This is a genomic window from Leptospira alstonii serovar Sichuan str. 79601, from assembly GCF_000347175.1.
GTDB classification, from domain to species: domain Bacteria; phylum Spirochaetota; class Leptospiria; order Leptospirales; family Leptospiraceae; genus Leptospira; species Leptospira alstonii.
The window spans coordinates 18250-41269 of record NZ_ANIK01000034.1; the positions used below are offsets into that span (position 1 = coordinate 18250).

A 23020-nucleotide genomic window follows, 5' to 3' on the forward strand; every position below is an offset into this window, starting at 1 on the left:
ATGAAAATTTTTATCACAGACGACGAGCCCGAAATCAGAAAATCCCTGAAGGAAATTTTAGAGGACGAAAATTTCGAAGTGGAAACTTTTTCCACCGGCAAAAGTTTACTCAAACAACTCAAAAACGAAAGGCCTTCTTTGATTCTTTTGGACGTCTGGTTGGGTAAAGAGGACGGAATTGTCGTTTTGGACGAATGTAAAAAGATCTATCCGACTCTTCCCGTGCTCATGATCTCCGGACACGGGACGATTGAAATCGCCGTGACCGCGACAAAAAAAGGAGCGGTTGATTTTTTAGAAAAACCGCTTTCGATCGAAAAAGTCTTACAGGCGATCGAACACGTTTTAAAACCGCACCAGAAAACGACCGCTTCCGATATTAAATTAGAATATGATGAAATACTTGGAAACTCTCCGGCGATTCAAAAGGTGAAGTTTGCGATCGCACAAGCCGCCTCCACGAACGCCCGCGTTTTTATCTACGGAGAAAACGGAACCGGAAAGGAGCTGGTGGCGAAAACTATATTCAAAAATTCTAAACGAAAGGAGCTGCCCTTCGTGGAGATGAACTGCGCGGCGATTCCGGAAGAACTCATCGAATCAGAGTTGTTCGGATTTACCAAAGGCGCCTTTACGGGTGCGACCGATTCCAGGATCGGAAAGTTCGAGGCCGCCAACGGAGGGACCTTATTTTTAGACGAAATCTGCGATATGTCCTTATCTACACAGGCAAAAGTATTACGAATCTTGCAAGAACAGAGATTCGAAAAATTAGGGAGCACCGAAACGATTACGGTGGACGTTCGAATCATCGCCGCGACCAATATTCCGGTGGAGGAGGCGATCAGGGACGGAAAGTTTAGAGAGGATTTATACTATCGATTGAACGTGATTCCGATCACGATCCCGCCTCTTAGAGAAAGGACCTCGGATATTCCGTTACTCATAGATTATTATATTTCCAAAACCTTGGAGGAAAACAACTTACCCTCTAAAAAAATCGAATCGGAAGCGGTTTCCATTCTTCAGAACCACTTCTGGCCTGGAAACATTCGGGAATTGAAAAACGTGATGGAAAGGCTTTGTATCATGACGGTCGGCGCTATGATTACCGCAAGCGACGCAAAAGACGCACTCAAAGGATTTAAAACCGCCAACGAGATGGTGGAACTCGGAGACTTTAGAAAGGCGAAGGAAGAATTCGAAAGACAGTATATTATAAAAACGTTACAAACTAACGAAGGTAACGTAACCAGAACTTCCCGCGTTCTCGGAATCGAACGTTCCCATTTGTACAGAAAAATGAAGTCGCTTAACATTTCATCGGATCAATACACGGATGGATAAACAAATTCTCACGGGCATCGGAAGAATTCTGGGGGATCTCCGTTTTCTGATTCAAAAAAAACAGATTCCCATCCTGCAACTTTCGGGAGAACGGCCTCCGGAGACGACCGAACTCGTTTGGAAAGAGGAATGGAGCCCGGCTTTGTCCGGCATACAATCCGACGATCTTGAATTGGAAGCGGAAGGAATTCAGGTTCGAAGATCGCCTCGTGTTGCGGAAAGGAATTTCGTCTGTAAACTATGCGTCGATCGAATCAGTGCGATTCGAAATTTCCTCGTCAAAGGAAGAAAACCTATATTAGTACTTCATTATACGGGAGAAATCGCGCCGGGAAGGCCCTCGTTTTCCAAAACCTCTCCGGATCAGATTTTTAGGACCAAGGAAGCCGAGGAACTTTTCGGAAGAATGATTCAAAAACAATTCGGATTCGGTCACAGGGAATTTTATTATCAGGAATATCCCGCTTGTATTTTCGCTCATTCCAAGTCGAACGCACAAGACTGGAAATTGAGAACGGAAAAATGCGAGGTTCAAGTTAAGGAGACCATCGATTCCGAAAAGATCAAAGGAATCATTCTTTTGGGAACGAGCGCGATCGCCGTTTATGGAAAGGAAAAAGCGCTCGAGATGATGGGAAGAACTTTGGACTTCCTTCCGGGAATTCCCATGATCGTTCTAAGATCTCCCGAAGCGATCTCCGCGGTCGAAACCAAACGCAAAAATTTCACGGGCTCCAAAGATTCTTTCGAATTCGAAACGATCAAAAAAGAAGAGATTACAATCAAAGAAAGTATTCTTTCCCAATTGGCCCTCTTTCAAGATAAACTCAAGGATGTGCTTTGATCTATTACGCTGAAGTTGCGTTCGATCTTCCGATTGAAGAGGACACGTTTACATACGAGGTTGTACAAGGAACGCCGATCGGAGTTCGAGTTTTAGTCAAACTCAGAAATCGGGAAGAAGAGGGGATCATCGTTTCCGTTCATCAGAATGAACCGAATTACAAAGTTCTTCCTGTGGAAAAAATCATCGATAAAACTCCGATCGTTCTCCAAGAGCAAATCGACCTTGCACATTGGATGAAGGATCAATACATCGCTTCTCTGGGGGAATGCATCTATAAGATGATTCCCGCCGGAAGAAGACAGGTCAAACTCGAAACCTTTCCCTCGGACGCCGAAGGTAAGCCGGTCAAGTTAAACGAGGAACAGGAAGTCGCAACTCAAAACATTCTTTCCACGTTCGGGAGCGCCGCGGTTCATCTTTTATTCGGGATTACCGGATCTGGAAAAACGGAAGTTTACATCCATCTCATCCAGAAAGCCCTCGAAATTCCGAATCGTTCCGTGATTTTACTCGTGCCGGAAATCAGTTTAACATTTCATATTATTCGAAAGTTGGAACTGATCTTTCCAGGGCAACTTGCCGTGCTCCATTCCGCTTTGAAGGTTTCCGAAAAGTTCAAGGCATACAACGAACTTCTTACCGGTAAAAAAAGAATCGCGGTCGGAACGAGAAGCGCGGTGTTCGCTCCCGTTTCCAATTTGGGGCTCGTCATCATAGACGAGGATCATGATTCTTCCTTTAAGGAACATTCCAGTCCGAGATATCACGCAAGGCAGGTCGCTCTACAGAGATGCAAGACGAACAACGCGGTTCTCGTGATGGGAACCGCCACGCCTTCCTTGGAAATCTATCACCTCGCCAAGGAGGGAAAGATTCGTCTACACACTCTTACCAAAAGACCGGAAGGAGTTCTTCCGCCCACGGTACGAATCGTGGAGAATCAAAAGGAGTCTAACGTTCTTAGCTCGGAACTTTCCTTTGCGATCAAACAAAGACTGGATAAAAAAGAACAGGTGATACTTCTTTTAAATCGAAGGGGATACAGTCCCCTCATCTATTCCCCTTCCACTTCTGCCTACGTTCCCTGTCCGAACTGTACGACCAATCTTTGTTATCATAAAAAAGGAACGGCGATCTGCCATCTCTGCGGACATACGGAAACCCTGGATTCTTTGGAAAAAAGAATGGGGGAAAGTCTGACTTTGAAAGGCACGGGAACGCAAAAGTTGGAAGAGAATCTTTTGGAAGCCTTTCCGCAAACGAGAGTGGAAAGGTTGGATCAGGATTCGATCCAGGATCGAAGTTTGTTAAACGAAGTCATCTCCCGATTGCTTGGAGGAGAGATAGACATTTTAACCGGAACGCAGATGATCGCCAAAGGACTCGATGCGTCTCAAGTGACGTTAGTCGGCGTTTTAAATGCCGGAATCGGGTTGGGACTTCCGGACTTTCGCGCCAACGAAAGAGTGTTTTCTCTTTTGACTCAGGTTGCGGGAAGGGCGGGGCGATCCAAACTCAAAGGAGAGGTTTTGATCGAAACAAACGCTCCCGATCATCCTGTAATCCAAATGGCGACGAGTCAAAACTACATTCAATTTTATGAATCTGAAATTCCGGTTCGAAAGGAACTTTTTTATCCTCCGTTTTCCAGACTTGTGCGAATCGTTTCCAGATCCAAAGACGAAAAGATTTCTTTGGAAACGATCGAACTCGTATTCGGAGTTCTCAAAAAATTCTTTCCTTCGAAGGATACGGTTCTGCTTGGCCCTGCGCCTTGTCCTTTTTATAGAATCGATTCCAATTTCAGAAATCATATCATACTTAAAACTTCTGCTCCGGGTACTTGGAGAGAAATTTTTAAAAAAGAAGTTCGTCCTCTGAAACTTTCCAAAAAAGTGTATTTGGAAATCGACTTCGATCCTTTGGATTTGGTATAAGACATGAAAATCGGATACTTTGGAACCCCGGAACATTCCGCAAAACTTTTAAAAGCGCTGATAAACTCGGGGCTTGCGGAAGTATTGTTCGTAGTCACCAACCCCGACCGTCCTAAGGGTCGGAGTAAAACACCCGAAGCGGGTCCCGTAAAAAAGGTAGCCCTCGAAAACAACCTTCCCGTCTTTCAGTACGAATCGATCAAAAAGGAAAAAGAAAAGGCGCTTTCCGATTTCGGTTCCTTTCCGGCGGATCTTTATGTGGTCTTCGCCTATGGTTCCATTCTTCCTAAAGAAGTTTACGCGCACGCGCCTTTGACTTCGATCAACTTACACGGGTCTTTGCTGCCGGATTTGCGCGGAGCCTCTCCCGTTCAAACCGCACTTTGGAAAGGTTATGCGACATCGGGAATCACGATCCAATACATCGGCGAGAAGATGGACGAAGGGGATATACTTCTTTCCAAAGAAGTCGAGATCACGGATGACGATGATACCGGAACTTTGATGGATAAAATCACAGACGCCGGAATTATATCCATCCTTCGGTTGCTGAAAGAGTATGACGGAAAACCGTTTGCCGCACAGCCGCAGGATCATTCTAAAGCCACATACTGCGGTAAAATCAAATCGGAGGATAGAATCTTGGATTGGAGCCGAAGCGCGGATGAACTTCACAATCGGATTCGCGCTCTTTATCCGGACGCGGTTGGAACGACGACGTTTCGGGAGAAACGGATCGGCATTTTGAAAGCGAGACATTCTTCCTTGGCTGCCGAATCGAATGGCCGACCGGGCAAATTGAAACGGTTGGACAAAAAAGGCCTTCTTACGCAGTGTGGTGATGGTAGATTTCTGGAAATTCTGGAATTACAACCGGAAAATAAGAACAGGATGTCTGCATCCGATTTTCTCAACGGTTTCAGAATCCAAGAAGGGGAAATATTCGGGTGAATCAGGAACAAATCAAGGAAAAGTATCTTCCGATCGGAGGTTACGTCTTATTCTTAGCGGCTGGTCTTCTTTTATTTTTTAGCGCTGCGTTCTCAATCGTATTCGTAAGAACGAAAAGTACGGCAAAGGTCATCGTTCCGGACCTGATTGGAAAATCCTATCCCGAGGTTCACAACGAATTAGGTCGTCTACAATTGAAAGTGCGTCTGGAAAACAAACGTTATCCGGACAAAACGGACGGAATCATTCTTTATCAATCCATTCGTCCCGGAAGAGAAATCGAAGCGGGAAGTAAGATCGTTCTGACCGTCAACACCGGAATCGATCGTCTGATCGTTCCCGACGTAAGAGGTCAATCCATCGATTCCGCAAAAGCGAATCTTCAGAAAGTTCTTTCCGGAGAAACGTATGTGGAAATGTTCATCGGTGGAATCACATATATCGAACCGCAAGCGGATCAACTTCCGAATACGGTGATCGATCAAATCCCCGAGCCCGGAAAGAATACTTCCTCAAGAGAAAAAGTATTCTTACTCGTGACTAAGGCGCCGAGCAAAAATAAGGAAGAATTTTCGCCTGTCTCTTTCCAAGGAGCTTCCTTTCCTCTTGTTCAAAAAAGTTTAACTCGTTCCGGAATCAAAAACAGAGTGGAAGAAATCGTCAACACACGAGTTCGTTCTGAAAACGGGCTCGTCTCCTCCGCGAGACTGGAAGGTGACGAGGTTCGTTTTAAGGTTTATTACTTCGAACCGGAGCTCGCGGTGGAAAGCGGTTACGAAATGTTTTCTTACGAAGTCGGAAACGATGGAAATTACAAAGCGGTTCTAAAATCTCCCAATCAGGAAGAGGCGGATATTTTGACGTTACCGGTTGCTCTCAAAGACGGTGAAAAATTTCAAACCGTATTTTATCGGAAAGGAAATGCAAAGCTGACGCTTTTGGACGCATCCGATTCCAAAGTAAAATCCAAATCCTACGAGAACGAGCTTTGAAAATTTCCGCATCGATCCTAGCGACTAAACTGACCGAACTGGGAAGTACCGTTCCGCATTACGATCCTAAGGCGATCGATCTGATGCATATGGATGTGATGGACGGAAACTTCGTGCCTCAGATCAGTTTTGGAGAGGCTCTGAGCAAGGAAGTAAAGGCTCTGACCTTGATTCCGTTAGACGTTCATCTTATGGTTTCCAAACCGGAAAACCACGTATCCAAATACTACGAACTGAATCCTTACTGTATCACGTTTCATATCGAAACGACCGACTTTCCGGTGCGTCTGGCGCAGGAAATCAAAAGCCACGGAACCAAAGTGGGTGTTTCCATCAATCCCGGAACCCCCGTCTCTTCTTTGGAAAACGTACTGCCTTATGTGGATCTGATTCTTCTCATGACCGTGGAACCCGGATTTTACGGACAAAAGTTCATCGCAAACGGAATGGAAAAAATCCGGAAAGCGAAAGAGTTAATCGGTTCCAGACCGATCGAGCTTGAAGTCGATGGAGGTGTCAACGATACCAACATCCAAGACTTAAAGAAAAACGGAGTGGATATCGTCGTGGTCGGCGCCGGATTGTATAAATCGGGGAACCCCGTAGACAACGCAAAAAATCTCAAGTCTTTGGCTCGGATTTAGGTGATTCCGTATTCATCGAATTCTCAGACGAGTAATTTGTTTTGTGGGGAGTTCCCACATTTTGAATTGCGATTTTTGTAATGCCGATTCTGTCGGATCATTTCTTGACAGAGGGACATATTGCACGATATTGGTAAAAATCATGCATTCTTTTTTTCGAACGTTATAAAATCCGAAAAATTAGAATGGGTTAAAAGGAAAAATATCCCTTGGTAAAGCTTAGATTACAAAGAACCGGAACCAAACACGATCCTCATTATAGAATTGTTGCAGCCGATAGCAGAGCTCCTAGAGACGGGAAGTTTGTGGATATCGTGGGTCATTATCATCCGGCGCAAATCAAAGAACAGACTACATTCAATAAAGAAAAAGTTCTTACCTGGCTGAAAAACGGGGCTCAACCTACCGGAACCGTTCTGAACCTGTTTAAAAGCGCAGGAATCTGGGCAGAATACAAAACCGCTCTTAAAAAGTAATGGAAGAATTACTGAAGTACATTGTTGCTTCTCTCGTTGAATTTCCGGAAGAAATCGTAATTCGGGAAATCGAAGGAGAAGAACAAAACATCATCGAACTCAGAGTTTCCCCGAAAGACGTGGGAAAGGTCATCGGTAAGAACGGTCGTATTGCAAAATCCCTGCGAGCCATTCTTACTGCGGCTTCCGTAAAAGCAGGAAAAAACTTCTCCTTAGAAATCATTGACTGAAGAATGGATCTCGCTCGGACAATTGGGCAAACCCTTTGGAATCAAAGGTTGGCTTCGTTTCAATGTTCGAGAATCCGTTCTTACCGAGCTTAAACTTCCCATTTCCTTAAAGCTGAAAAAGCCGGATCCTACTTTTCCGGCAAAAGAAATCACTCTTTTAGAAATCCGTCCTCATAGCGGAAAATTCGTCGTTCGTTTCGAAGGAGTTTCCACTCCGGACGAAGCGGAGAAGTGGATCGGAGGAATTCTTTTTTTACCGCAAAACCTTCTTCCCAAAATCAAAACCAAGGATGAGTTTTATATCACCGATCTGATCGGTTTACAAGCGATCGACGAGTCGGGAAAAAATCTGGATTGGAAACTGATCGAAGTGCAGGATAATCCGGCGCATTCCATTCTCACCTTTGTAAAATCGGACGGAGAGGAAGTCCTGATCCCGTTCATCCACGTTTTTGTAGGTGAGATCGACGTTGCAAAAAAGACGATCGTTTTGATTCAACCAGAGGTTTGGAATGAAATTTAATTTCATCACACTCTTTCCCGAAAAAATCCAATCCTACTTTACGGAAGGACTCCAACAAAAAGCGATCGAGTCCGGAGTATTCTCCGTAAACATAGTCCAGTTAAGAAATTTCTCAGGGAATAAACACAATCGAGTCGACGACACGATCTACGGAGGCGGTCCCGGAATGCTTCTCAGAGTGGAACCGATTCACAAAGCCCTTTTGTCTTTGGGAAAAGACAAGGGAACCGTAATTTTGACTTCTCCGTCCGGAATTCCTTTCCACCAAGGAATTGCAACCAAACTCAAAGAGGCGGGAAAACCTCTGACTTTCATTTCGGGTTATTATGAAGGAGTGGATCATCGCGTCGCAGAACATCTGGTTGACATGGAAATGTCCCTTGGAAATTATGTATTATCTGCCGGGGATTTGGCAAGCATTTGTATAGCGGATGCCGTGTCCAGACTTCTGCCGGGTTTTTTAGGAGCGGGGGAAAGCCTCCTGGATGAGTCTCACAACCGTCCGGATGTTTTGGAATATCCGCAGTTTACAAAACCCTCGGAATACAATGGATGGAAAGTTCCTGAAATATTGCTTAGCGGCAACCACGCACATATAGAAGCGTGGAGGGAACAAAATAGAAAGAAGATCGACCCCGATCAAAAGAGGAAATTATGAATCAACTTTTAAGAGAAGTATTAACTCAGGACGCTGAAAGAAAACAAAATTTTGCGGTAGGAGATACCGTTAAAATACATTATAAAATCGTTGAGTCCGGAAAGGAAAGAGTTCAGGTTTACGAAGGAGTCGTAATTTCCATCGCAAACGAAGCGAACGGAAGAACCTTTACGGTTCGCCGGGTTTCCTACGATATCGGAGTGGAAAGAATTTTCCCTCTTTTTTCCCCAAGAATCGCTAAAATCGAACTGATCCGCAAAGGAAAAGTAAGAAGAGCCAAACTTTATTACTTAAGAAATCTCTCAGGAAAAGCGGCTCGTATCAAAGAACTCAAGGGCGGTAAAACTCTCGTGAGTGAAGATAGAAAAAGACAACAGTCCGCTGCGGCTGCAAAACCGGCGGCTCCGGCAGAATAAGTCGGTTTGCCGGAATTTCTAGCCCGTTTTGAACCGGAAGAACACCGGTTCTACTCAGAATCGATTCCTTGTGGAATCGATGAAGCCGGAAGAGGTCCTTACGCGGGGCCTCTTTCTGTAGCGTTGGTCTCCTTTTCAGAAAACACACTGAATCAAATCCTGGAAGGAAAAATTCTGAAAGGATTGACGGATTCCAAAAAGCTTTCCGAGAAAAAAAGAGAAGAGTTATATCCCGAAATTCTCAAAACCGCACAAATTTCCTACCGAACTTTCCTAAGTCCCAATTATATAGACAAACAAGGAATCAACCGAGCCGTCTTGGAAGGAATTAGAAAATGCGCCAAACTCGCGATCCGCTCGACGCAGGCTACTCATCCACTTCAACTTTTGATAGACGGGAACTACAACTTCAACCGTTATCCGGAATGGAATTTTCTCAAAAATAGAACCTCTTTTTATACGAAAGGGGATCTCAGAATCGTGAGTATAGCGGCGGCTTCGATTCTCGCAAAAGTAAGTAGAGACCGTTATATGATCTCCGTCTCCAAAAAATATCCGGTTTATAAACTCGACCAACACAAAGGATACGGCACAAAACTTCACGAGGAACTGATTCTTCGTCATGGTCTTTCCGATATTCATAGAAGAAGTTTTACCGGAAAATTTCTACCGCATCTTCCTTAAGTCTAATCATTGTACGGGGGTGGTGGGGATATCTATACATGTTTAGGATGATACATTTCGAAAGCGGGTTCTTATGAAACTTTCTGCGGATTTTTCCGCGAGAAATTTACGTCTTCTTTTAGGGAAAGAATTCCAATTTCAAGGTTTAGACCTTTCCGGCGGAACAAACCTTAAGGGTCTCGTATTGGATGTCTTTCCGGGAGGCGGATGGATTTCCATCGGCGGTAAACGGTTGAGAGTTTCTTCCAAATCGGATATTCTGTTTGTGGGAGAGAGACTTACGTTAGTCGCCAAATCCGATAAAAAAGGAATCGAACTGCGTATTGTCGAAAGGGAATTGATTGGAAAAGAGGATTTTCCTCATAAATTGGAGAGCGTTGGAATGAGCGTTCGGGAACTTTCCGAAAAAGTGATGGGATCTGATACTAAAGACGTTCCATCCGAAACGTCCTTATTCAAGGTTTTAAAATCATATTATCCTTTTTTGGAATGGGCTTCGGAATTGCCGTATTTTCGTTGGGAGTTTGACGGAGGTAATGCGGAAGGAGTGTACGACCCGCAGAGAGAATCTAAAAAATTCTTATTTCGGATTCAAACCGAAAATACGGGAAGAACAGTCGTTCTGTTTTTATGGAAGGAAACTTCGGGAGAGGATATGCAAATCAACGCTTCTTTTGATAATTTGAAAATGTACTTGCATGCTTGCCAAAACAAAGAAAAATTTAAGAGAAGTTTAATAGAATCGTCGGTAAGTTTTCAGGGATATAATTTAGCTTATAAGCCGTCCCTGATCCAAAAGGAATGGAACGCTTAAATGATCAGTGTGGCGCTTAAATTCATCCCTCAAAAGGATAACGCACCCGTAATCACGGCTGCGGCGTCCGGTCTTTTAGGCGACGTTATCCGTAAAATCGCGAAAAAAAATTCCGTTCCAACCGTAGAAAATCCAATCCTCGCGGAATCCCTTTCCGAACTGCCTGTAGGTTCGGAAATTCCGGAAGGTCTTTATAGGGCCGTCGGCGCTATCTTTGCTATGATCTTGGAAATGGATTCAAATTCCGTAAAAAGGGAAACGTTAAGATGAAGAAGTTTGCCGTATCCGAACTGAGGCCGGGAATGAGATTCTCAAAACCCGTTTACTTAGATAAGGAAAATTTATTTATTACTTCCAATACTCCCGTCACCGACAGCGATTTGGATCGACTGAATAAATTCGGAATCGAGGAAGTGATGACGGCGGGTGAATTGCTCCAATTGGACGTTCAGTCCGATCCTAACATTTTGGAAACGAGTATCGACGATATGATCGTCAACACGATCGTAGAAGATGAGTTGCAACCTCTTAAGGCGGTTTACGACAACCTCAATCGGATCAAAATCACTTTCGGAAATTTATTCAGGGAATCCACCCAAGTCATTCAAGACGTATTCAAAAAAACACTGGATGAAAAACCTCTGGAAGTCACTTCGGTTCGAGAGATTTCGGAAAGGTTGACCGATTTCGTACGGTCCAATCAGAACATATCGTATTTGATCCTAGCGAACAGTTCTACCGGGTATTATCTGTACAATCAGATCGCAAACGCGACTTTCTATTCTTTGATTCTTGGAAAACTTCTGGAGTATTCCAGGCCGAAGATGATCGACCTCGGTATTTCCTGTCTGCTTGCGGATATAGGAATGTCCAAGGTTCCTGCGACAATTTCAGAGAAGAACGAACAACTCACCGAAGAAGAATTTAAGGCGATTATGAAACATACGATCCTAGGGTATCAGATTCTTTCCCAAAGGATGAAATTGAAAAACAATCTTGCGATCGTAGCTCTTCAGCACCATGAACGTTACGACGGAAACGGATACCCTCAAAAGTTAGCCGGAACCGCCATCGAAGAACAAGCCAGAATTTACGCCATTGCGGATAACTTTTCCGCGCTCGTGACCAATCGTCCTCATAGAAAGAAAATTCTTCCACACGAAGCGATCAAGTCGATGATCAGTATGGACGTGGGAAAATTCGATCTGAAACTGGTTCGAACGCTTCTCAATCATCTCTCTTTGTATCCTGTCGGCTCTTGTATTGAATTATCGGACAAAAGAATCGGAGTCGTTTTAGGTCCGAATCTCGACAAACCGATCCGACCGTACATTCGTATTATAAAAGACGAATATGGTAAAATGGTTCGAAATCTGATCCTCGTGGATCTTTTAAAGGAAACGAATCTTTTTATTTCCCGTCCGGTGGATCTTCAGGAAATCACCGCATAATTTTTTTGATAAAGTAAAATTAAATTTTGGACACGACGTAGTTTTTCGTTGAGTAGATTCAAAAAGATCAAAGGTAACGAAGGAGAATCCATCGCTACGAATTTTTTGATTTCACTCGGTCACGTGATTCTGAAACGAAATTACCGTTTTCTTCGATGTGAGATCGACATAATCTCAACCAAAGACGAAGTTCTATTTTTCTCGGAAGTAAAGTTTTGGAAGGACTTCGAGGAGTTTGATCCCCGTTTTACGTTCAACTTTGGGAAACAGACTCGAATGCGAAAGGCGGCGAACGGTTTTCTTTCGGAGAATCTTTCCTTTCGAAACCATTTTGTCTCATTCTGTCTTGTCTCCGTAAATCAAAAAAAGGGATGTGAATATTATCCTGATCTTTTCTGAAATAGTGGTTCAGGTACTTCCAACAAGCACCGAATTCTTAAATTGTCTGCGGGTTCTCAAGGAAGAGAGCCTTAAATCGTTACAAGGAAGTAACTATGAAGAGCATCACGATTTTAGGGAATCTGGCCGAATCTGACGATTTTGGTCCGGATCCGGTCATTCTTCGGAAACGGGGAATGCCGGTAAAGAAGCGAAAATTTGAGGATTATAAAAAGAAATTGGAGGACCCGAGTTATATCGATTTTGCGATCGATAAAATTGCGATGGAAATCTCCCACTTTCTTTCAAAATAAACTTCTCGCTTAACGGGAATTAAGCGATGGCCCTGTTTTCTCCGTATTTTTCCGGCATTTGGAAATTCAGGGCCTCTAGAAGATGTTCCTCTTTTACGAAAGAATTCTCCTCCAGATCCGCAATCGTCCGCGCTACTTTCCGAATCTGATTGACTTTCCGAACGCTCAAGTTCGACCGCTTCTTTTTCATTTCATTTTCTAAGATTTCCTCGCAGGCCGAATCGAACTTCAGATAAGAATTCACGAATTCTCCTCGAAGTTGTCCGTTGAAATAAAATCCGCTTCCACGGTATCTTTCTCTTTGAATCTCCGAGGCCCTTTGAATTTGTTTTCTAGATTCTTCCAACGAAACGAAAATCCTCTTTCGCTTTTTTTCTTTGCCGGGAAACATATCCACTTTCAAATCGATCCGATCTCGAAACGGTCCCGAATAGGGAGATTGGTATTTTTTGATTTTTTGAGGGTTGCAGGAACAACCTCCTCCTTTGACTCCGTAGAATCCGCAAGGACAAGGGTTGGTTGCGGCTACCAATAAAAAATTCGCCGGATAAACGACGGTCCCGCTAATTCTAGAAACCGTAATATTCCCTTCTTCCATCGGTTCTCGAAGAGATTGCAAAATTCCAGATTTATATTCCGCTAGTTCGTCCAAAAATAAAATCCCTCGATTTGCCAATGTGACTTCTCCCATTCTCAGATCCCTGGAACCTCCCACCAAGGTTATGTCCGAAGTCGTATGATGAGGAGCTCGATAAGGTCTTTCGGCGATCAGTTCTTTCAAAGGAGAAATTACGGATTGAATCTTTAATATATCGAGCGCTTCGTTTTCTTCGGGAGTGGGAAGTAAAAGAACCGCCGTTCTTGCCAAAAGACTTTTACCGATTCCGGGCGGCCCGGATAAAAGAATATGATGCCATCCCGCCGCCGCGATTTGAACGGCTCTAAATGCGACCATTTGATCTTGATACAGTTCTATATTTTTAGCGATTGTAACATCTCTGATTTGGATTTTTGATTTTGTCTCGGGTGTTCTCCGATTTCCAAGAACTTCTTCCAGTTCCCTCAAATGAGAAATCCCAAAGACTTCGAATTTTCGTAAAAGCGCCGCTTCCTCTCTGTTTTCAAAAGGAACGATTACCGTGTCGTATTTTTCCGAAGAAATTCCCGAGAGGATAGGCAACACACCCTTGAGCGGTTTTAAACTTCCGTCCAGACCCAATTCTCCCAGAAAAAGTGTCCTTTGTAATTTTCCGGATGGAAAGATCTGTTCGGTTAACGCTAGAATTCCGCACGCGATCGAAAGATCCAAAAGAGTTCCTTCCTTTTTTCTTCCCGCAGGCGCGAGATTGACCAGAATGTTTTGGAGTGGGCAGGAGTAACCGCTGTTTTCCAGAGCGATTTTGACTCGTTCCGATGATTCTCGAATGGATTGAGCGGCAAGTCCCGTGATCATAAAACGAGGCAGGCCCCGTTTTAGATTGATTTCCACATCGACTGCAAACGAATCTAAACCTTCCAAGTTGGCTCCGGTCAGACAGATCCAAGAATTTTTCATATTTCCCTCCGTAAGAGTACGGTTCCGTCTCTTTTACCGGCGGACTACGGGAGATAATGATTTTGTGTTAGAAAATCGTACTTAAGTTCAAAAATTGAACGAGTAATCCGGTCTTTTTCAAAAAAACTAGTTTCAAATACGTTTAGCCTCTGTAATTTTGCTCTGAAATGTTTCGTATCACCGTTTTCCTGCTTCCGGCGATTTTTCTTTTTCTCGCGGGTTGCGGCAACCGGCTAATTCGCAAAGACGCAATCGCTCATATCAACGAACATTATTCGGAAAAAATTTATTACCTAACGAAAGACAAAAAGGTTTCCAATACGGAAACCTTTAAGAAGGGAATGCTCGTTCGGATTTACGTGGAATCCACCCCTTCCATGGTGAAAATTAAATGTTACCCTGCGGATCATAAAAGAGAATACGCCATCGGAAGAATGATCCTTTACCAACTGAATGATGAGTACGGCGCTAAAAAAATTACGGTAGATGACTTGGATAAACTGATAGCCAATGAACTCTTGGAATACAAAAAGAAAAAATAAGTCCTCCGGAAGGGCAGGATCAAGATCGGCTAGAGCCGCGTCCGATACTAAGAAAGTGAATGGAAAACTTTTTTTTATTCCTTTGATTTCCTCCTTGGTCCTGAGTTCCCTTTTTGCGGACCCTTTGAAAAATTACGACGCCGAGATTTCCGAATATACCAATAAGGACTCGTCTTTTTTTTCCGATAAGGAAGAGCGTAAGATTAAACAACTATTCTCCCAATCTCCCGAAAATTGGCAGGAAGAAAAATATTCCCTCAATTACCATAAGGACAAATCCAATTTAGAACTTCCCAGTTTTATTAACGTCAATAAGATCATTTCCTCCAAAATCGTGAGTCATAGCGGAATCATCCATAAAAGTTATGTTGTAAAACCGAAAGATTCCCTTTCCAAAATCGCGAGGGAAATGAAAACTTCCGTTCAAAAGATTCTCTCGGCAAACGGTTTGAAGAAGAATTCAACTCTTCAAGTCGGTCAAAGTATTTCCATCCCGGTTCAAGTCCGCAACGCAAGCCGCGAAAAAGTGGAATTTCGCAAATTGTTTGTCCATCCCGTCTTAAACGCAAAAATAACTTCTCGTTATGGTAGAAGAAAGGATCCGTTTCATACGGGTTCGGGCGGTTATCATACCGGTTTGGATTTTGCAGGTTCTCAAGGCGCTCCGATTCTTGCGTCGGCTGATGGAGTCGTATCCTTTGCCGGAGTGAACGGAGGTTATGGGAATACGGTTATCATCGATCACGAGAACGGTTATAAAACGATGTACGCTCACTGTTCGAAAATTACGATCGAACAGGGAACGAGAATCAGTGCGGGAACGGTCATAGGGGCAATTGGCAGAACCGGCTCGGCTACGGGACCTCATCTTCATTTTGAAGTTTTTTTAAACGGAAATCGGATGAATCCGGACGTTGCTCTGAAAAAGGCTCTGAAGATTGTTACGCCTTTAGATCCGGGTAAATTTGCCAGATTGTAATCGGATGGAAATCGGAAACATTTCGATTTCTTTGAAAGAAATTTACTGATCGGATTCCTATGAACGCGATTTTTTTAGAACTACGGAAGAATACATTCTATACTCTCATTCCCGTAATTTTATTTTTTTCGTATTCGCTTTCTTATCTTTTAAGAGCGGTCATTCTCGCTTTTTTAAATCCGAACGTTCAAGCGGCAAATTCCAACATAAATCCGGTTCGCAAAATGGGTCCGGAAACCGCCAACCGATCTCTTTCTTCTTATGAAGAGATGGCTCAAGGAAATCTAATTCGGGGAATCGTTCCCAGGGAAGGTGAAATTCCCACCGAAGGTGAAATGTCGGCCGCTCCTCCGGATACGGGTGAGGGAGAGGAAATGAAAGTCACCGGAACCTTGAGCGGTCACTGGTCATTTGCTCGGGTTACGATTGTGGAAAAAGGAAAACCCGAAGCTCAAGAATTTGCGACCGGTGAGACAGTTGGGGGTTATAAGATCCGTTCGATTGCGCTCAACTACGTCGTTTTGGAAAGAGGTGGAATCTCTCTCAAGGTAGAGATCGGTCAAACTCCGGGAGAAGCAAGGGCCAAACTCAATTTGGACGCCGGTGCAAAAGCGGAAGGGGGCCAACCTCCGGCGGGAGATACGATTCGAAAGGTTCTCTCGAGGCAGGACGTAAACCGTAAGTTGAAAGACCAAGCTGCGATCTTTAAGAATGCAAGGTTCGGTCCCGCGCTAATCAATGGAAAGATAACCGGCTATAAAATTTATAGCGTAACACCGGAACATATCTTTTATGCCTTAGGAGCCAGAAACGGAGATATCATCAAACGAGTGAACGGTATGCCGTTGACCGAAACCGAAAAAATGTTGGAAATCTGGGGAGCCGTAAAAACTGCCGATAAGATTACGGTAGATGTGGAAAGAGGTAGCCAGATTCTCACCTACGAATTTATTATCAGAAACTAAAAAAATGCCCGGAACAACAATCAGTCAACTTCCAATTTTCAGAATATTCTCCATTCTCATACTTTTGTTTTTAGTATGGGACAAACCCGTATTTCCTCAGAGTAAGAAAAAGACTTCCGTTAAGACGAAATCGGCCGTGTTGGAAGAACCGACGGAAAAAACATTCTACGCAAACTGGAGAGACACGGAACTAAACGACTTTCTCAAAGGAATGAGCGCCATTTTAAAGAAAAATATTCTTTTGGATGAAAGTTTAAAGGGTAAAAAAATCACGATCATTTCTCAAAAGGAAATTCCGATCAAAAACGGTTTCATCTTTATGAAATCCGTTTTAGAATCGCTCGGTTTTGGCGTGGTGGAAGAACCAGATCTGATTTCTATCGTCAAGATTAAGGATGCACTCGCAAGATCGCCCGTGGTTCGAGTCGGTAAGGATTTGATTCCGGAAAACGAAGTGGGCGACTTCAGAAACATCACTCAAATCATTCCGATTGAAAACGTAAAACCGGAAGAATTGGAACCGATCCTCAAACGTCTTACTTCTCCGAACACGGACGTGATCGTCTATAGAAACACGAATACGATCGTACTTTCCGGTTCGGCGGCCGATATCAATAAATTGTTGGTTTTAATCAACGAACTCGACTTGAAATTGGAAGAGGCGAGTCCGGGTTCGATCGCGTCTGCGGGTGACGTTCATATTTATACACTGGAACATAGCGAGGCTGAAAAGATTGCGGCGACCCTGGTGAAACTGGACAATCCGGTGATTCAAGCCGAAGAACTAAGTCCCGAAAAAAAAGCTCAGGGACAGATGCCCCCTAAAGTCGATAAAATCAAAGCGGTCGGTCATAAAGAATCCAACTCCGTCATAGTAACCGCTACAAACGCCGAATGGGCGGAGATTCGAAAGATCATTAAAGTTTTGGATTCCGCAAGAAAACAGGTGCTTTTAGAGGTTTTGATCGTGGAGCTTACTTCCAGCGATTTGAACGATTTCGGGATCGATTGGAGATATAAGGGAGAGGCTTTCGGTCAGTTCAATTCGGGGCTTTCCAAGGAAGCGAATATCATCAATTCAAACGGTCAAGTGAATCCGAATATCAACACTCTCAGCGGTTTCTCTTTGGGATTTTTGAAAGCCGGTTCGGAACAAATCATCGGAATTTTAAGCGCCAACCAAGGGAATGAAAACTTCAACGTATTATCGGCTCCCCAGGTGCTTACGGTGGATAATCAAGAGGCGGAGATTAGCGTCGGTCAAGATGTGCCTGTAAGAACGCAGAGTAGAAACGCGGGAACGGGTGGAACGAACGCGGTGACCGTGGATAACTATGAATATCGTCCGACCGGGATCAAACTCAAGTTCACTCCGCACGTAAACAAAAACAATAGGATTACTCTAGAACTCTTCCAAGAGATCAAAAATATCGCCGAGATCGCTCTTTCCGGCGGAAACCCGACCTTCAATCGACGAGAGATCAAAACTTCCGTCTCGATCGAAAACACTCAATCCATCGTGATCGGGGGGTTGATCTCGAACGACAAACAAAAAAGAATCATTAAAATTCCTTTTCTAGGAGACATTCCGTATCTAGGTCATCTTTTCAAAAGAACCACGGAAAAAATCAAAAAGACGAACTTGATGGTTTTTATCACACCGCATATACTAGACAGTAGGGAAAATGCGGATAAGATGACCGTAAAGAAAAAAATGCAACAGGAACGTTACGAACTCGAAAGAGAAAGAATCCTCAACAAAGAAAAAGAAATCAAAGAAAGAGGGGACTGACCTTGAAAACTCTCGGAGATATCCTAATCGAAGAGGGGATCATATCCGAAAAAGATCTCGAAGATTCCCTTAAAGTTCAGAAAAAAAACAACCTTCCCCTCAGTCATATCATTCAGAAAAAAGGAATCGCCGGAGAGGCCGATATTCTCCGCGCTTTGTCCAAACTCTATCAATTCGAATTCAGGGAAAAACTCGAGTTTACGGGAATGGATGAAGTGTTCTTACAGATTCCTCTGAAACTGATTCAAAGAAGCCGAATCGTTCCGTTTCAACGTTCCAAAAATACGATTCGGATCGCCGTGTCCGATCCGTCCGATCTACATCCGATGGACGACGCGCGTAACTTCTTAAAAGGATACGACGTGGAATTCATTCTCGCTCCGGAACCTGAGATCATGAGGATCATCCATTCTCAGTTCGATACCACCTCTTCGTCGGCGAAAGAAATGCTGAACGAGATGGAAGGTAGTTTTTCCGAACTCGCGGAGGCTTTCGAAAACGATTCACTCGATCTAAGCGACGACGCTCCTATCATCAAGATGGTGAACGTGATTCTTTCGCAAGCGGTCAACGAAAGAGCTTCGGATATTCACATCGAACCGTATGAAAAATCTTTGATCGTCCGTTATCGTGTGGACGGTATTTTGCATAACGTTCTCAGTCCTCCCAAATCGTATCACGCCGGAATTTCTTCCCGTATCAAGATCATGTCGAACTTGAACATCGCGGAGAATCGACTTCCCCAGGACGGAAGGATCAAACTCAGACTTGCGGGAAAAGACATCGATATCCGGGTTTCCACGATTCCTTGTCAGTTCGGAGAAAGGATCGTGATGAGGCTTTTGAATAAAACGGATCAAAAGTATTCTTTGGAAACGATGGGGTTCTATCCGGAATTGATTCAAACGATTCGATCCCTGATTTATGAACCACACGGAATCATTCTGGTAACCGGTCCAACAGGATCCGGAAAGTCCACCACCTTGTATTCGGCGCTCAGTGAACTGAACACCGAAGAAAGAAACATCATCACCTGCGAAGACCCGGTGGAATACCAGTTCGAAGGAATTTCTCAGATGCAGATGCAGGAAAAAATCGGTCTTACCTTTGCTACCGGTTTAAGAGCGATCTTACGACAAGACCCGGACGTGATCATGGTGGGGGAAATTCGGGACGAGGAAACTGCGAGGATCGCGATCCAGGCTTCTCTTACGGGTCACCTTGTGTTTTCCACATTACATACGAACGACGCTGCCAGCGCCGCGACTCGTTTGGTGGACATGGGAATCGAACCGTACTTAATCACTTCCACTGTTTTGGGTTTTATGGCTCAGAGACTTGTGCGTGTGATTTGTGCTCAGTGTAAGGAAACTTATAAGCCGACCGTTTCCGAATTGGAATCCATCGGAATTCCCAAAAAAGCCTTGAAGAACGGAACGCTTCACAAAGGCAAGGGTTGTTCTCATTGTATGGGAACCGGTTTTAAAGGAAGAACGGGAATCTACGAACTTTTGTTGGTGAATTCTCACATTAAACATGCGATCCTACAAGGTAAGGACGCGGGACAATTGAACGAGATCGCACTCGAACATAATTTTCATACTCTAAAAGATTACGGAATTAGAAAGGTAATCGACGGGGTTACGACCATCGACGAAGTCCTCCGAGTAACTTAAACGTCATGGCAATTTATTCTTACGTCGCATTCAACAAAAAAGGAAAGGAAGAGAAGGGAATCATAGACGCGGCTTCTCTTCAAGCCGCAAGATCCAAGTTGAAAAACAAGGGTCTTTATGTTCGCAGTATCTCCGAAGACTCCGAAAGAAAAGACAGAGAGTTATTCCCATTCCTAGCAAAATACTTTTATAGAATTCCACGTAAAGAAGTCGGACTCTTTTCAAGACAACTCGCGACTCTCCTCGGCGCGGGAATCCCTTTAGACAAATCTCTTTCGAGTATCGTAGAGCAAACGGATAATGAGAATTTCCGCAAAGTTCTAACGGGAATGCAGGCGAACATCACGGAAGGTTCTTCCTTGTCCGAAGCGATGAAAAAACATCCGGACGTATTCCCAAGTCAGTTTCCTTCCCTTGTGGCAGTCGGTGAAAAAACAGGGGATTACGAAGCGACTCTGACCCGACTCGCCGAACTCGAGGAGAAGTCGAGCGAACTCAAAGCAAAGGTTCAAGTTGCGATGGTTTATCCGTTCATCATGGGTTCCTTATCCATTTTCGTTACGATCTTTTTGTTAACCGTGGTCATTCCTCAGATTCAAGAATTGTTTTTGCAGTTCGACGCCAAACTTCCTCTTATCACTCGTATCGTAATCGGAGTTTCTGATATTCTAATAGGATTCTGGTGGTTACTTCTTACGCTCGGTTTCGGAGCGGTCGTAAGTTTTATCTATTACAAGAACACTCCCAAAGGAAAACGAAACTGGGACGAGTTCGTATTAAAAATTCCGATTTTGGGTTCTCTCGCGCGTAAGGTTCTCGTGAGTAGTTTTGCGAGAAACATAGGAATTCTCTTAAGTAACCGTGTTCCCCTGATCGCCACTCTTGTAATCGTGGAAAAGATCGTGGATCATACCATATTCGGAGAAGAAATTAAAAACGCGGTGGAACGAATCAAAGAAGGAGAAAAACTCTCCGCTTCTTTCAGCGGTTCGGCGATCCTTCCTCAGATGGTGATCGGTATGATCGCCGCTGGAGAGGTTTCGGACCGGGTTCCGGAGATGATGAATAAACTCGCCGATATTTACGATACGGAAGTGGACACCGCGATTAAAACGATGACACAATCCATGGAGCCGCTTATGATCGTGGTTATGGGTCTTTTGATTGGAACGATTATGGCTTCGATCATGGTCCCAATGTACAACTTGACGCAGCAACTTCAAAATATATAGTTTAGAATAAGGAGAATTCAATTGAATCTGTCCAAATTAAAAAGAAAATACAGAAAGGGTCTGACGCTGATCGAACTCGCCGTTGTTGTGATCATCTTAGGCGCTCTGATCGCCCTCGTTTATTCCAATTTCCGTCCCGGTGAAATCAGCGACGATACCGCCGCGCTCAAATTGAAGAAAGACGCCTACGAACTTCAATCGCATCTGGAAAGATACGCGCAACGTTACGGTACCTATCCTTCCGACGAACAAGGTCTCGAAGCTTTGGTGGAAAAGCCGACCACGGGGGAAGTTCCCGAAGATTGGAAACCCATCTTGAATAAAAAAGCCGCAATCAACGATCCTTGGGGAACCGCGTATAAACTCAAAAGAGACGCAAACGGGGACATTCAACTCGTGACCACGGGTAAGGATAAAAAAGAAGGCGGAGAAGGTAAAAATGCTGACTTCAACATCCTCAACGAAGACGAATACCCTTCCGACTACAGCCACAAAAAGTAACTCTCTCTTTCCTTTCCGGTTATGAAAATTAGGATTATCCGGAAAGGATTTACTTTGATCGAGTTGATCGTAGTGATTGCGATCCTCGCAGGGTTGATTAGTATTCTTGCAAGTACCGCCGCGAATTTCATCATTCCTTCCGGAAGCGACGCGGCCCAAACCCTAAAACAAGCCGCCGAATTTTGTTATAGAAAATCCATTCTCATGAATACCACGATGGTATTGGAATTGGATATAGACAACGACACATATACGGTCAAAAAATTGGTTCGGGATGAAAGCGGACTCAAAGAGGTCTTGGTTTTTAAACCCCAGAAACTTCCTTATACCTCCGAAATTATAGACATCACCGATATTAGAGGTTTTAGATATACGAAAGGAATCGTCAAGGTTCCGTATACCTATCTCGGAATCTCGGCGGATTATAGCGTACATTTGGGAAACGACCCTTCCATTTACAGAACCTTAATTCTTTATCGATACGGAGGGAAGGTTTCCGTTTTGGAAGGCGAGCAGTTTCATACTTCTTCGAATTTGGCGACCGATAAGAATTGGAAAGAACAGGATGAGAATGAACAGCAACAACCGTAAATTTTCATTCCTTGTTTTGAAAAACCGATCGATCCGAAAGGGTTTCAATTTGATCGAAGTTTCGATCGCGCTTGCGTTAGCCGGAATTGCGATGACTTACACATATATGGTTATCTCCAACGGAATCAGACAACAGAGGATGGCGGTGGTGATCTCGAACGCTGTCCATCTCGCTAAAATCAAAATGGCTCAGATCGATTCCGTTTCCGTGCTTCAATCCGATAAGACCTCTGGGAATATCCCCGGTTATCCGGGTTATAGTTTTGAAACGGCAATCAATGAAGAGGACATGGATCTTCTGAAACTCTCGGGAAAAGACAGTAAAAAACCCGAAGATTTACTCGGCGGTCGGGATTCGGAAATGAATAAATTGATTATGAGAAGATCGGGACAAGCGAACCAAGGAGCGGCAACGGCGGGAATCATCCGTGTTTTTAGAATCAAGGTTACGATCAAATATCCCACCGGGAGCGGAGCGGAATCCTATACGGCGGAAACGTTCAAGTCCGCACAATATTAAGAGTT

Annotated in this window: 27 protein-coding genes; 26 read left to right on the plus strand and 1 reads right to left on the minus strand. The window is 44.0% G+C overall.

Annotated features, from left to right (window positions below; all coding sequences use genetic code 11):
• The 17 genes from LEP1GSC194_RS07865 (at window position 1) to LEP1GSC194_RS07945 (ending at window position 12662) form a co-directional block, all read left to right on the plus strand.
• Window positions 1–1347 (plus strand): sigma-54-dependent transcriptional regulator, encoded by a 1347-nt coding sequence (locus LEP1GSC194_RS07865; RefSeq protein ID WP_020773137.1) that lies wholly within the window; start codon window positions 1–3, stop codon window positions 1345–1347.
• Complete coding sequence (locus LEP1GSC194_RS07870) at window positions 1340–2191, plus strand: hypothetical protein (protein WP_020773115.1); 852 nt, start codon at window positions 1340–1342, stop codon at window positions 2189–2191. Before LEP1GSC194_RS07865 ends, LEP1GSC194_RS07870 begins: the two co-directional genes overlap by 8 nt.
• Window positions 2188–4131, plus strand: coding sequence for a replication restart helicase PriA (gene priA / locus LEP1GSC194_RS07875; protein WP_020773119.1), 1944 nt, complete (start codon window positions 2188–2190; stop codon window positions 4129–4131). Before LEP1GSC194_RS07870 ends, priA begins: the two co-directional genes overlap by 4 nt.
• 3 nt (window positions 4132–4134) lie before the next feature.
• Window positions 4135–5082: a methionyl-tRNA formyltransferase gene (gene fmt / locus LEP1GSC194_RS07880; RefSeq protein WP_020773136.1), complete on the plus strand. Its 948-nt coding sequence runs from the start codon at window positions 4135–4137 to the stop codon at window positions 5080–5082.
• Window positions 5079–6074: a PASTA domain-containing protein gene (locus tag LEP1GSC194_RS07885; protein ID WP_017809573.1), complete on the plus strand. Its 996-nt coding sequence runs from the start codon at window positions 5079–5081 to the stop codon at window positions 6072–6074. Before fmt ends, LEP1GSC194_RS07885 begins: the two co-directional genes overlap by 4 nt.
• A complete protein-coding gene (gene rpe, locus LEP1GSC194_RS07890) occupies window positions 6071–6718 on the plus strand; it encodes a ribulose-phosphate 3-epimerase (RefSeq protein ID WP_020773180.1) in 648 nt (215 codons plus the stop codon). Before LEP1GSC194_RS07885 ends, rpe begins: the two co-directional genes overlap by 4 nt.
• A gap of 209 nt (window positions 6719–6927) precedes the next feature.
• A complete protein-coding gene (gene rpsP, locus LEP1GSC194_RS07895; protein ID WP_020773178.1) occupies window positions 6928–7194 on the plus strand; it encodes a 30S ribosomal protein S16 in 267 nt (88 codons plus the stop codon).
• Window positions 7194–7424 carry a KH domain-containing protein gene (locus LEP1GSC194_RS07900; RefSeq protein ID WP_000391865.1) on the plus strand — a complete coding sequence of 77 codons (231 nt, stop codon included), beginning with the start codon at window positions 7194–7196 and terminating at the stop codon, window positions 7422–7424. The genes rpsP and LEP1GSC194_RS07900 overlap by 1 nt, the downstream gene beginning before the upstream one ends.
• Window positions 7417–7947 (plus strand): ribosome maturation factor RimM, encoded by a 531-nt coding sequence (gene rimM / locus LEP1GSC194_RS07905; protein ID WP_020773135.1) that lies wholly within the window; start codon window positions 7417–7419, stop codon window positions 7945–7947. Before LEP1GSC194_RS07900 ends, rimM begins: the two co-directional genes overlap by 8 nt.
• On the plus strand, window positions 7937–8605 hold the full coding sequence (gene trmD / locus LEP1GSC194_RS07910; RefSeq protein ID WP_017809576.1) for a tRNA (guanosine(37)-N1)-methyltransferase TrmD: 669 nt from the start codon (window positions 7937–7939) through the stop codon (window positions 8603–8605). The genes rimM and trmD overlap by 11 nt, the downstream gene beginning before the upstream one ends.
• Window positions 8602–9021 (plus strand): 50S ribosomal protein L19, encoded by a 420-nt coding sequence (rplS, locus tag LEP1GSC194_RS07915; protein WP_020773100.1) that lies wholly within the window; start codon window positions 8602–8604, stop codon window positions 9019–9021. The genes trmD and rplS overlap by 4 nt, the downstream gene beginning before the upstream one ends.
• A 6-nt stretch (window positions 9022–9027) precedes the next feature.
• Window positions 9028–9705 (plus strand): ribonuclease HII, encoded by a 678-nt coding sequence (locus LEP1GSC194_RS07920; RefSeq protein ID WP_017808657.1) that lies wholly within the window; start codon window positions 9028–9030, stop codon window positions 9703–9705.
• Between the two features lie 73 nt (window positions 9706–9778).
• Window positions 9779–10519 (plus strand): hypothetical protein, encoded by a 741-nt coding sequence (locus LEP1GSC194_RS07925; RefSeq protein ID WP_017808658.1) that lies wholly within the window; start codon window positions 9779–9781, stop codon window positions 10517–10519.
• On the plus strand, window positions 10520–10789 hold the full coding sequence (locus LEP1GSC194_RS07930; protein ID WP_017808659.1) for an EscU/YscU/HrcU family type III secretion system export apparatus switch protein: 270 nt from the start codon (window positions 10520–10522) through the stop codon (window positions 10787–10789).
• Window positions 10786–11970 (plus strand): HD-GYP domain-containing protein, encoded by a 1185-nt coding sequence (locus LEP1GSC194_RS07935; RefSeq protein WP_020773104.1) that lies wholly within the window; start codon window positions 10786–10788, stop codon window positions 11968–11970. The genes LEP1GSC194_RS07930 and LEP1GSC194_RS07935 overlap by 4 nt, the downstream gene beginning before the upstream one ends.
• A gap of 48 nt (window positions 11971–12018) precedes the next feature.
• Window positions 12019–12369, plus strand: a complete 351-nt coding sequence (locus LEP1GSC194_RS07940) for a YraN family protein (RefSeq protein ID WP_020773124.1) — start codon at window positions 12019–12021, stop codon at window positions 12367–12369.
• A gap of 95 nt (window positions 12370–12464) precedes the next feature.
• Window positions 12465–12662: a hypothetical protein gene (locus LEP1GSC194_RS07945; RefSeq protein WP_002995996.1), complete on the plus strand. Its 198-nt coding sequence runs from the start codon at window positions 12465–12467 to the stop codon at window positions 12660–12662.
• 19 nt (window positions 12663–12681) lie between these two features.
• Here the strand turns inward: LEP1GSC194_RS07945 and LEP1GSC194_RS07950 are convergent, their stop codons facing one another.
• Window positions 12682–14217, minus strand: coding sequence for a YifB family Mg chelatase-like AAA ATPase (locus LEP1GSC194_RS07950; RefSeq protein WP_020773162.1), 1536 nt, complete (start codon window positions 14215–14217; stop codon window positions 12682–12684).
• 167 nt (window positions 14218–14384) lie between these two features.
• Here LEP1GSC194_RS07950 and LEP1GSC194_RS07955 point away from each other — a divergent pair, with 167 nt between their 5' ends.
• The 9 genes from LEP1GSC194_RS07955 to LEP1GSC194_RS07995 are packed head-to-tail and all read left to right on the plus strand — an operon-like array spanning window position 14385 to window position 23015.
• Window positions 14385–14759 (plus strand): type II secretion system-associated lipoprotein, encoded by a 375-nt coding sequence (locus LEP1GSC194_RS07955; protein WP_020773174.1) that lies wholly within the window; start codon window positions 14385–14387, stop codon window positions 14757–14759.
• Window positions 14728–15738: a LysM peptidoglycan-binding domain-containing M23 family metallopeptidase gene (locus LEP1GSC194_RS07960; protein ID WP_086005169.1), complete on the plus strand. Its 1011-nt coding sequence runs from the start codon at window positions 14728–14730 to the stop codon at window positions 15736–15738. Before LEP1GSC194_RS07955 ends, LEP1GSC194_RS07960 begins: the two co-directional genes overlap by 32 nt.
• Before the next feature lie 59 nt (window positions 15739–15797).
• Window positions 15798–16703: a type IV pilus biogenesis gene (locus tag LEP1GSC194_RS07965; RefSeq protein ID WP_020773161.1), complete on the plus strand. Its 906-nt coding sequence runs from the start codon at window positions 15798–15800 to the stop codon at window positions 16701–16703.
• Between the two features lie 4 nt (window positions 16704–16707).
• Window positions 16708–18495 carry a type II secretion system secretin GspD gene (gene gspD, locus LEP1GSC194_RS07970; RefSeq protein WP_020773102.1) on the plus strand — a complete coding sequence of 596 codons (1788 nt, stop codon included), beginning with the start codon at window positions 16708–16710 and terminating at the stop codon, window positions 18493–18495.
• 2 nt (window positions 18496–18497) lie between these two features.
• Window positions 18498–20171: a type II secretion system ATPase GspE gene (gene gspE / locus LEP1GSC194_RS07975; protein ID WP_020773177.1), complete on the plus strand. Its 1674-nt coding sequence runs from the start codon at window positions 18498–18500 to the stop codon at window positions 20169–20171.
• 5 nt (window positions 20172–20176) lie between these two features.
• On the plus strand, window positions 20177–21403 hold the full coding sequence (locus LEP1GSC194_RS07980) for a type II secretion system F family protein (protein WP_020773149.1): 1227 nt from the start codon (window positions 20177–20179) through the stop codon (window positions 21401–21403).
• A 21-nt stretch (window positions 21404–21424) separates the two neighbouring features.
• Window positions 21425–21904 carry a type II secretion system major pseudopilin GspG gene (gspG, locus tag LEP1GSC194_RS07985; protein ID WP_017809173.1) on the plus strand — a complete coding sequence of 160 codons (480 nt, stop codon included), beginning with the start codon at window positions 21425–21427 and terminating at the stop codon, window positions 21902–21904.
• A 21-nt stretch (window positions 21905–21925) separates the two neighbouring features.
• Window positions 21926–22495, plus strand: coding sequence for a prepilin-type N-terminal cleavage/methylation domain-containing protein (locus tag LEP1GSC194_RS07990; protein WP_036041778.1), 570 nt, complete (start codon window positions 21926–21928; stop codon window positions 22493–22495).
• A complete protein-coding gene (locus tag LEP1GSC194_RS07995) occupies window positions 22470–23015 on the plus strand; it encodes a type II secretion system protein (protein ID WP_020773096.1) in 546 nt (181 codons plus the stop codon). Before LEP1GSC194_RS07990 ends, LEP1GSC194_RS07995 begins: the two co-directional genes overlap by 26 nt.
• The last annotated feature ends 5 nt before the right edge of the window (window positions 23016–23020 follow it).